Annotated in this window: 8 protein-coding genes and 1 CRISPR repeat array; of the genes, 3 read left to right on the forward strand and 5 right to left on the reverse strand. The window is 67.8% G+C overall.

Annotated elements, in window-relative coordinates:
- Nucleotides 1-21 precede the first annotated feature (21 nt).
- Nucleotides 22-210 carry a DUF2905 domain-containing protein gene (locus RMO95_RS07465; protein WP_310449980.1) on the forward strand — a complete coding sequence of 63 codons (189 nt, stop codon included), beginning with the start codon at nucleotides 22-24 and terminating at the stop codon, nucleotides 208-210.
- On the opposite strand, the gene RMO95_RS07470 is transcribed toward RMO95_RS07465, so the two are convergent.
- From RMO95_RS07470 to RMO95_RS07480, 3 genes are read right to left on the reverse strand one after another with little or no spacing between them, the layout of a single operon-like run.
- The gene (locus tag RMO95_RS07470; protein WP_310449981.1) at nucleotides 191-1,435 is read right to left on the reverse strand and encodes a multifunctional CCA addition/repair protein; all 1,245 of its coding nucleotides are present in this window, start codon (nucleotides 1,433-1,435) and stop codon (nucleotides 191-193) included. The genes RMO95_RS07465 and RMO95_RS07470 overlap by 20 nt on opposite strands.
- A gap of 13 nt (nucleotides 1,436-1,448) precedes the next feature.
- The gene (locus RMO95_RS07475) at nucleotides 1,449-2,468 is read right to left on the reverse strand and encodes a complex I NDUFA9 subunit family protein (protein ID WP_310449982.1); all 1,020 of its coding nucleotides are present in this window, start codon (nucleotides 2,466-2,468) and stop codon (nucleotides 1,449-1,451) included.
- Entirely contained in the window at nucleotides 2,465-4,417 is a 1,953-nt protein-coding gene (locus tag RMO95_RS07480) for a transglycosylase SLT domain-containing protein (protein ID WP_310449983.1), read from the reverse strand. Before RMO95_RS07480 ends, RMO95_RS07475 begins: the two co-directional genes overlap by 4 nt.
- Before the next feature lie 33 nt (nucleotides 4,418-4,450).
- Between RMO95_RS07480 and RMO95_RS07485 the strand changes: the two genes are divergently transcribed.
- Nucleotides 4,451-5,050 carry a 5-formyltetrahydrofolate cyclo-ligase gene (locus RMO95_RS07485; RefSeq protein WP_310449984.1) on the forward strand — a complete coding sequence of 200 codons (600 nt, stop codon included), beginning with the start codon at nucleotides 4,451-4,453 and terminating at the stop codon, nucleotides 5,048-5,050.
- 73 nt (nucleotides 5,051-5,123) lie between these two features.
- Here the strand turns inward: RMO95_RS07485 and RMO95_RS07490 are convergent, their stop codons facing one another.
- Entirely contained in the window at nucleotides 5,124-6,275 is a 1,152-nt protein-coding gene (locus RMO95_RS07490; protein ID WP_310449985.1) for a PatB family C-S lyase, read from the reverse strand.
- A gap of 33 nt (nucleotides 6,276-6,308) precedes the next feature.
- Nucleotides 6,309-7,814: a threonine ammonia-lyase, biosynthetic gene (gene ilvA, locus RMO95_RS07495; protein ID WP_310449986.1), complete on the reverse strand. Its 1,506-nt coding sequence runs from the start codon at nucleotides 7,812-7,814 to the stop codon at nucleotides 6,309-6,311.
- A 46-nt stretch (nucleotides 7,815-7,860) separates the two neighbouring features.
- Here ilvA and RMO95_RS07500 point away from each other — a divergent pair, with 46 nt between their 5' ends.
- Nucleotides 7,861-8,268 carry a DedA family protein gene (locus tag RMO95_RS07500; protein WP_310449987.1) on the forward strand — a complete coding sequence of 136 codons (408 nt, stop codon included), beginning with the start codon at nucleotides 7,861-7,863 and terminating at the stop codon, nucleotides 8,266-8,268.
- A gap of 203 nt (nucleotides 8,269-8,471) precedes the next feature.
- A CRISPR array of direct repeats spans nucleotides 8,472-9,413; the repeat unit is 37 nt; unit sequence GTTTCAATCCTCGCCCGGCCCTCACGGGCCGGGCGTC.
- Nucleotides 9,414-9,429: the final 16 nt, after the last annotated feature.

A 9,429-nucleotide genomic window follows, 5' to 3' on the forward strand; every position in this document is an offset into this window, starting at 1 on the left:
GAATTCTACCGCGCGCCCCCCATGCTGAAATGGCTGATCGTCCTGGTCGCCACGGTTTTCGTCATCGGCCTGCTGCAACCGCGTCTGCTGCAACTGGGGCGGCTGCCGGGCGATTTGCGCTTTCGGCTGCGCGGCAGGGAGTATTCCTTCCCCTTCGCCTCGGTGATCGTGTTTTCGCTGGTCGCCGCCTTTATCGGCTGGCTGCTCTAGCTTTAAGTTCCCGCAAAACCTCGACACGCGCCGCGCTGACGTCGCGGGCGATGGCCTGCGGATCGGCCCGGCCGGCGCGAACGGCCGTCGCCCGCGCGATCGCCCCGGCATCGACGCCGCGCACGGCGCCCAGTCCGGCGCGCCAGGCGGCGGCCGGCGCGTAATCGCGTTCTTCCCAGCCCAGCCGGCCGCGATAATCCGCCTCGCAGGCGAGCAGGATCAGTTCGAAGCGCTCGGGCCGGCGCAAAGCGTCGCAGCGTTCGAGCACGGTCAGGCGGGTTTCGGGGCGCAGCTCGGCGACGCGGTGCATGTCGCCATGAAAGCGCGCGGCGAGGCGCGCCACCTCGCGGCATTCCACCGGCACGCGCAGGCGTTCGCAAATCGCTTCGAGCAAGACCACGCTTTTCGCTTCGTGGCCGTAATGCCGCGGCAGGATCTCGGCCGGCGTCAGCCCCTTGCCCAGGTCGTGGGTCAATGCCGCGAAGCGCGCCGGCAAGGCAGCGCCGAGCCGGGCTGCCATGTCGATCACCATCATCACATGCACGCCGGTGTCGATTTCGGGATGGTAGTCGGCACGCTGCGGCACGCCCCACAGCGCATCGAGTTCGGGCAACAGGCGCGCCAGCGCGCCGCATTCGCGCAGCACCTCGAACATGCGCGAGGGCCGCGCTTCCATCAGGCCGCGCGCGAGTTCCTGCCAGACCCGCTCGGGCACCAGCGCATCGACTTCGCCGGCGGCGACCATGCCGCGCATCAGCGCCATGGTTTCCGCGGCGATGGTGAAATCGGCAAAGCGCGCCGCGAAGCGCGCCACGCGCAGGATGCGCACCGGGTCTTCGGCAAAGGCCGGCGAGACGTGGCGCAAGATGCGCGCGGCGAGGTCGGCGCGGCCGTCATGCGGATCGATGATGGCGCCGGCCTCGTCCCTGGCGATGGCGTTGATGGTCAGGTCGCGCCGGATCAGATCCTGCTCCAGGGTCACGCCCGGCGCGGCATGGAAGGCGAAGCCGGTGTAGCCCGGTCCGGTCTTGCGCTCGGTGCGCGCCAGCGCATATTCCTCGTGCGTCTGCGGGTGGAGGAAGACCGGAAAATCACGGCCGACGGCGAGATAGCCCTGCGCCAGCATGTCCTGCGGCGTGGCGCCGACCACCACCCAGTCGCGGTCCTTGACCGGCAAGCCGAGCAGTTCGTCGCGCACCGCGCCGCCCACGGCGTAGATCTTCATGGGCGGAGTGCCGTCAGCCACGCAAATACGTCGGTGCAACGAGTTCGAGCGGCGTCGCGACACGGCCGAAGGGCAGGCTGCAGCCGCTGTCGCAGACGCTGGCGACGCGCATGGAACGGATGTTGTCGCGCGTCATCGGGCCGTTGGGAATGAACTCCATGGCCCAGGCCTGCAGCCAGGCGACGGCCTGCGGCAGGCCGATCACGAGCCGCGGATGGCCGCCGGCCGCGGCCGCATATTTGACCAGTTGCCGCAAGCTGTACTGCGTCGGGCCGCACAGATCGTAGCTGGCGCCTATGCTCTCGGCACGCGCCAGGCTGTCGGCTATCGTGGTGGCGACGTCCTCCACCCACACCGGCTGGAAACGCGCGTCGGCGCCGGCCAGCGGGAAAAACGGCGTGATCCTGGCCATGCGCGCGAACAGATTGAGGAAGGCGTCGCCCGGCCCGAAAATCACCGAGGGCCGGAAGATCGTCAGGTCCAGCCCGGCTTCGCGCAACACCGCCTCGCCCGCGGCCTTGGAGCGCAGGTAGCCGGAAGGCGCGTCGGCCGTGGCTTGCAGCGCCGAGACGTGCAGCACCCGGCGCACGCCGGCCGCCCTGGCCGCGGCCGCGATCTTCCGCGGCAGTTCGACGTGGGCGCGGGCGAAGCCTTTGCCATACGGCGCCCGGTCGCCGGGCCGTCCCAAGGCCGGGCCAGCCACATTCCCGGAGCCGCCACGCGGCGAACCATCGTCACCCCCTTCCCTGGGAAGGGGGCTGGGGGGAAGGCGCCCCGGTTCGCCACCCTTGAGGATGCCGACCATACTGATCACCGCGTCCTGACCTTGCATCAGCGCTGACAGCGTGGCCGGGTCATGCACGTCGGCATCGACCACATCGGCGGTCGGCAGGACCAGCAGATGCTTGGCCTTGTCGCGCCGCCGCGTCGGCAGCGTGAATTGAAAGTTGGCGCTGGCGGGACGGCGCGCCAGTTCGCGTACCACCGCACTGCCCAGAAAACCCGTGCCGCCGATCAGCAGGATGCTGCTCACGGCAACTGCTCCACGCCGTTCTCGCCCTGTCCGCGCGCGCCGATCACGCCCAAGGTGGCTTTCAGCGACTGCGGATGGCCGGAAAACAGGGTGTTGTAGTACACCGCGTTGCTCATCACCTTTTTGACGTAATCGCGGGTTTCCGCAAACGGTATGGTCTCGGCGTAGATCGCGCCTTCCATGGGCCGCTCGGCGCGCCAGCGGCGGGCCCGGCCGGGGCCGGCGTTGTAGGCGGCGGAGGCCAGCACCGGATGATTGTCGAGCGATTTCAGCACCATCTTCAGGTAATGGGTGCCGAGCGTGACATTGGTTTCCATTTCGGCAACGCGCGCCGGATGGAAATTACCCAGGTTGATTTTCTTCGCCACCCATTTCGCGGTGGCCGGCATCAGCTGCATGAGGCCCTTGGCACCGACCGAGGATTTGGCGTTCATCACGAAACGCGATTCCTGCCGCATCAGGCCATACACCCAGCCGTTGTCGAGCGCGAGTTCGTCGGCCTTGGGCCGCACGCGGTCGCTGAAGGGCGCAACGTAGCGCAGGCTGTAATTGTGCTGCGCCCGCGTGCGGTCCGCCGTGTTGATGGCGCGATCCCAGATTTCGTTGCGCCGGGCGAACTCGGCCGCCGCGAGCAGGGCCCGGTCGTCCATGCCGCGCAGCGCCCAGACCCATTCGCGCACGCCCTCGACGCGCATGTCGAGGCGGAACAGCGCCAGCGCGCGCTGCAGCCCCGGATTGCCCGCGGCGAGGGTCAGTTCCTCGGCGCTGGGGGCCAGGGCATGGGGCGGCACGTCGATCGCGCGGCCGAGTTCCTCGTCGGCGAGATTGCCGTAGAAATTCGGCTGGCCGCCGATTTTCAGGTAGTTCAGGCGCGCGGCGTCGAGCTGGTTGCCGGCAGCCAGGGCGCGGCCCTGCCAATAAGTCCATTCCGGCTGGGCGGCGAGCGGCGGCGGCATGGCCGTAATCGCATGCCGGACTGCGCTCCAGTCATGCGCGCGCAGCGCGGCGCGCACACGCCAAGCCTGCTGGTCCTCCGAAAGCGCCGTGCCGGCGGCTTTTTCATACCACGCCAGGGCCTCGGGCTGGTGGCGCAGTGCCGCCTGCCAGGCCACCTGGCCCCAGGCATAGGCGCGCTCTTCGGCGCCGAACCGCGCTTCGATGCGCGCCAGGCGCGTCGCCGCATCCTGTGGGTCGTTGCGCGCCGTGCGCTGTATGGCGAACAGTGCCACTTCGCGGCTGCCGCGCTTGGCGGCAAAGCCGGCCGGCAGCTTGTCGAGATGGCGCGTCGGGCTTTGCGCAATGGCTTCCAGGCCGCGTCCGTCGAAGCCCTCGACCGCGGGCAGATAGGCCGCCGCGCTGCGTGCGGCGCCGACCCGCTTGGCCTCGAACAGGCGGCGCACGCGCTGCCAGACTTCCTCCACCGTCAGGCCGCCGGCGTCAACCAACTGATCGACCACGGTCTCGCAGGCTTGCGGCAGATCCTGGCCGCTGTTCCACAGCGGGCGCACCATGTCGGCGTTGCCCGCGGCCTGCGCGGCGTAGCAGCTTACTTCGGCATCGGGCAGGACCAGCGCCGGCAGCTCGCGCCGGAATTTCTCCCAGTCGCCCACCTTGCCCAGCACCCGCAACCAGTCGCCGCGCAGCTTCTCGGCCAGGTAGCTGCCGGCTTGGCGCGTCAGGAAATCCGCCACGCCGTCGGCATCGCCGTCGTCGAGACGCAGGCGCAAGGCCCAGTATTCGGCCCAGGGTTGCAGCGGATGGCCTTGCAGCGCCTCCAACTGGCGCCCGAGGCGGACCCGCTCGCCGTTGCGAAAGGCGTCGCGCGCAAGCAGCAGAGCCTCATCGCCGCGCTCGGCAAGAGCCGGCGCCGACAGCACGGCGGCAGCGAGCGAGAACGCAGCAAGGACGATACGCGACACCGACATGGCAGACTTGGGCTTATAGTTCATTCAGGGGTTCTTTCCTACTACTCACGTTAGCACATGACTGCCCACTCTCCGTCTGGCGAACACATCGCCGATTCCACGGTTTCTCGCGCCGCTCTGCGGCGCGAGAAACTCGCCGCCCGCATGGCCCTCGACGAAAAAACCCGCGCCGAATTCTCGGCACGGATCGAGGCCCACCTCGCCATGCTTCTGGCGCCGCTGCCGCCACAGACGCTGGCCTTCTGCGCGCCGGTGCGCGGCGAATTCGACGCGCGACCGCTGGCATCCCGCCTGATCGACCGCGGCTGGCAGGCCGCCATGCCGATCGTGATCGAAACCGCTGCGCCGATGCGCTTTCGCGGCTGGACCCCGGCTTCGGCGATGGGCGTCGATCGCTACGACATTCCTATCCCGCGGGACGGCCCCGATCTCGTTCCCGATGTCGTCCTGCTGCCGCTGCTGGCCTTCGACGCCCAAGGCTTCCGCCTCGGCTACGGCGGTGGTTACTTCGACCGCACCCTGGCGGCACTGGTTCCCCGCCCGCTGGCAATCGGCATCGGCTACGAACTGGGGCGTGTCGCCGACATCCGGCCGCAGACCCACGACATACCCGTCGCCGCGATCGTCACCGAAGCCGGCATCCTGCGCTTCGCGTAGGAGCGAGCTTGCTCGCGATCTGCCGTGCCATCGCGAGCAAGCTCGCTCCTACGTGAATCTCCAGGCACTCCGCTCAGGCTGAAGCCTGACGCAATCTTGCCAGCGCTTCCTCCAGCAAGGCGCGGCGGGTACCGAAATTCAGGCGGACGAAACCCGGCGCGCCGAAATCCGCGCCGTCGGACAGGCCCAGGCCGTGTTGCTCCAGCCAGCGCGCCGGATTAGCGACGCCGCGGTCGGCGGCGAATTCGCGCGCATCGATCCAGGCCAGGTAGGTCGCCTCCACCGGCCGCATGTCGAGGCCCGGCAGGGCGGCGACGGCGCGCTCGACCAGGCGCAGGTTGCCGCGCAGGTAGTCGAGCAGGGCTGCATGCCAGTCGTCGCAGAGCGTCAGCGCGGCCTCGGTCGCCACCATGCCCAGCGCATTGACGTGGGGCACGATGCCGTGCATGGCCTGGCGAAAATCCTGGCGCAGGCGAGCATCGGAGATAACCGCGAAGGCGCAGCCCAGCCCCGGAATGTTGAAGGTCTTGGACGGCGCCAGGAGCGTGATGGTGCGCGCCGCAAGCTCCGGCGCGAGCGTGGCGAAGAGTTGGTGCTGGCGCTGCGGCGACAGCACCAGGCCGTTGTGGATTTCATCCGAACACACCACCAGATCGTGCTTTTCGGCCAGCGCCGCGATCTGCCACAGCTCGTCCGCATGCCAGGCGCGCCCGGTCGGGTTGTGCGGATGGCACAGCAGGAACAGCCGGGCCCGGCTGCTGCGCAACACCGCATCCACCGCCGGGAAATCCCACAGCCAGCCGGCCGAGTCGCGCACCAGTGGCGCGCTGGCCACGCGCCGGCCGGAATCGATCGGCGCCGAGAGAAAGGGCGGATAGATCGGCGTCGCGGTGAACACCGCATCGCCCGGCGCACCGACAGCGCGGCAGGCGACATTGAGCCCCGACACCAGGCCCGGCAGCCAGACGATCCACTCCGGATCGATGCGCCAATGAAACTTGCGTTCGAGGTAGGCGACCACGGCCTCGACCTGGCTCGCCGTAGGCTGGTTGTAGCCGAACACGCCGCGATCGATGCGACTGTGCAGGGCCGCGATGACCGCCGGCGGCGCGGCGAAATCCATGTCGGCGACCCACAGCGGGATGACGTCGCGCCCGGCGTACTTCGCCCATTTCACCGAATCGCTGCCGGAGCGGTCGACTACGGCGTCGAAGTCGAAGCTCATGTGCGGACGTAGGGCGCGCGGCAATCCGCAGTGCTAGCCGAGGAACAGGCGGTAGGCGGGATTCTTCGATTCGTCCCAGAAGCGATAGCCGAGGTTCTTGAGGAAGAAGCGGAAGTCCTTCATCTCCTTCGGCGGCACTTCCATGCCGACCAGCACGCGGCCGGTGTCGGCGCCATGGTTGCGGTAGTGGAACAGGCTGATGTTCCAGCCGGCGCTCATCTTGTTGAGGAAGTGCATCAGCGCACCGGGGCGCTCGGGAAACTCGAAGCGGTAGATCAACTCGTTCTTCACCTGCGGCGCATGGCCGCCGACCAGGTGGCGGATGTGCAGCTTGGCCATTTCGTCGTCGGTCAGGTCCAGCGCCGGATAGCCGTTCTTCTGCAGTTGCGCGACGAGTTTGGTCGCCTCGTTGCGGTTGGCCACCTGCATGCCGACGAAGACATGGGCCTCGGCCGCGTCGTGGAAGCGGTAATTGAATTCGGTGATGTTGTGCGAGCCGATCAGGGCGACGAATTTCTTGTAGGCGCCGGGCGTTTCCGGCAGCGTCACGGCCAGCACGGCCTCGCGCTGTTCGCCGACCTCGGCGCGCTCGGCGACGAAACGCAGGCGGTCGAAATTCATGTTGGCGCCGGACGCCACCGCCACCAGCGTCTTGCCGCGCATGCCGTGCTTCTTGGCCCAGGCCTTGGCGCCGGCCACGGCCAGCGCGCCGGCCGGTTCGAGGATCGAGCGCGTATCCTCGAACACGTCCTTGATCGCGGCGCAGATGGCGTCGGTATCGACCAGCACCATTTCATCGACATATTCGCGGCAGAGGCGGAAGGTCTCCTGCCCGACATACTTGACCGCCGCGCCGTCGGCGAACAGGCCGACGTTTTCCAGGCGCACGCGCTTGCCCGCGGCCAGCGAGCGCGCCATGGCATCGGCATCGGCCGCCTCGACGCCGATGATCCTGACCTCGGGCCGCAGGCGCTTGATGTAGGCCGCCACGCCGGCGATCAGGCCGCCACCGCCGACGCAACAGAACACCGCGTCGATCGGATCGGGATGCTGGCGCAGGATCTCCATGCCGATCGTGCCCTGGCCGGCGATCACGTCCGGATCGTCGAAGGGATGGACGAAGTTGAGCTTCTGCTTCTTCTCCAGCTGCAGCGCGTGGGCGTAGGCGGCGTCATAGGACTCGCCGGCCAGCACCACCTCGCCGCCGAGCTTCTTCACGGCATCGATCTTGATCTGCGGCGTCGTCGTCGGCATCACGATCACGGCGCGCAGCCCCAGCTTCTGCGCCGACAGCGCCACGCCCTGGGCATGGTTGCCGGCCGAGGCGCAGATCACGCCGCGCTTCCTTTGCGCCGCCGTCAGATGGACGATCTTGTTATAGGCGCCGCGCAGCTTGAAGCTGAACACCGGCTGCATGTCCTCGCGCTTCAGCAGCACGCGGTTGCCGATGCGCGCCGAGAGGATCGAGGCCGGCTCCAGCGGCGTTTCTATTGCAACATCATAAACACGGGCGTTGAGTATTCTTTCGAGATAATCCATGACAGGAGAGCAGAAGGTTCGGTAATCGCAAAGGGTAACATGCGGCATGGACTTCGCATTCACCGCCGAAGCCGGTTTGGCCGGCCTCTTCCTCGCCAGCTTCCTATCCGCGACCCTGTTGCCCGGCGGCTCGGAAGCCGTGCTGTTCGCCGTGATCAGGCTGCATCCGGACCAAACGCTGGCGGCGCTGTTGCTGGCGACGCTGGGCAATACGCTGGGCGGCATGAGCACCTACGGCATGGCCCGTCTGCTGCCTGCAAGAGTTGGCGCTGACGCCACGGCGCCCCATCGCCTGGACGCCCTGCGCCGGCATGGCGCCCCGCTGCTGATCCTGGCCTGGGCGCCGCTCGTCGGCGATGCCCTGTGCGCCGCCGCCGGCTGGCTGCGCCTGCCGCCGCTGGCCGGCAAGGCCGCGCGCTACGCACTGGTGGCGGCCGGCGCCGGGATGGTCTGAGCGGAGACTTCACGCCCGGCGAATAAAATTCGCCGTGCCGCCAGCGCCAACTCTTGGAATTGCGCTTTGTCGCCCGGCAGCGCCAGCAAAGTCTCCTTCATGCCGGGATTTCAGTCCTCGCGCGGCCGTCGCGAGCGCCTTCACCGACTACTGGGTTTCAATCCTCGCGCTGCGCCAAGAACACGCCGCAATCCTATCTCGATGTTTCAATCCTCGCCCAGCGCGCGAGGGCCGGCCGTCACATCAGCTTCCGGAAACCATCCTCCAGCTCTTAGTTTCAATCCTCGCCCGGTCCTCGCGGGCCGGGCGTCAAAAGATCAACTGCGGCTGCATAGCCATTCCCTGGTTTCAATCCTCGCCCGGCGGGGTGCAGATTGAACCAAAAGGGTTTCAATCCTCGCCCGGCCCTAGCAGGCCGGGCGTCCGGGGATGCGGAACGTCGTCGCGCCGTCGCCGGGGCTGTTTCAATCCTCGCCCGGCCGTCGCGGGCCGGGCGTCGAAATTAATTCACGTATTCGCCCATACCGGGCGCGTTTCAATCCTCGCCCGGCCCTCACGGGCCGGGCGTCGGGCCAGCTCATGATTGCACCTCGAAGGGCTTGAGGTTTCAATCCTCGCCCGGCCCTCACGGGCCGGGCGTCATTTCTGCGACTGCCCGACGTGCGGCGAAGAGGCGGTTTCAATCCTCGCCCGGCCCTCACGGGCCGGGCGTCGTTTGAGAGTGCCGCTTATGTTGCGAGGTATGCTATGTTTCAATCCTCGCCCGGCCCTCACGGGCCGGGCGTCAATACGGCGAGCCGGCAAAGGCTTAGTACACATCAGTTTCAATCCTCGCCCGGCCCTCACGGGCCGGGCGTCTTAAGGAATGTGTCATGACGCTCAATAAGGATGAGTTTCAATCCTCGCCCGGCCCTCACGGGCCGGGCGTCCTTAAGCGCCTCAATAATACGATCCGTATCCGACGGTTTCAATCCTCGCCCGGCCCTCACGGGCCGGGCGTCAGTCTGCGCAATCGCACGGGTCTGAATCGGAACAGTTTCAATCCTCGCCCGGCCCTCACGGGCCGGGCGTCATGCCAACCATCCAACGTACCAGCAGCCGTAGAACGGTTTCAATCCTCGCCCGGCCCTCACGGGCCGGGCGTCCAGCTGTCGCAGTTGA

The organism is Sulfuritalea sp., assembly GCF_031426875.1.
In the GTDB taxonomy this organism is placed as follows: Bacteria; Pseudomonadota; Gammaproteobacteria; order Burkholderiales; family Rhodocyclaceae; genus Sulfuritalea.

Bases quoted from the DNA above. Each gene is read 5' to 3' on its own strand.
- RMO95_RS07500 (WP_310449987.1), top strand. From the start codon at position 7,861: ATGGACTTCGCATTCACCGCCGAAGCCGGTTTGGCCGGCCTCTTCCTC.
- RMO95_RS07490 (WP_310449985.1), bottom strand. From the start codon at position 6,275: ATGAGCTTCGACTTCGACGCCGTAGTCGACCGCTCCGGCAGCGATTCG.
- RMO95_RS07470 (WP_310449981.1), bottom strand. From the start codon at position 1,435: ATGAAGATCTACGCCGTGGGCGGCGCGGTGCGCGACGAACTGCTCGGC.
- RMO95_RS07480 (WP_310449983.1), bottom strand. From the start codon at position 4,417: ATGAACTATAAGCCCAAGTCTGCCATGTCGGTGTCGCGTATCGTCCTT.
- ilvA (WP_310449986.1), bottom strand. From the start codon at position 7,814: ATGGATTATCTCGAAAGAATACTCAACGCCCGTGTTTATGATGTTGCA.
- RMO95_RS07465 (WP_310449980.1), top strand. From the start codon at position 22: ATGCTGAAATGGCTGATCGTCCTGGTCGCCACGGTTTTCGTCATCGGC.
- RMO95_RS07485 (WP_310449984.1), top strand. From the start codon at position 4,451: ATGACTGCCCACTCTCCGTCTGGCGAACACATCGCCGATTCCACGGTT.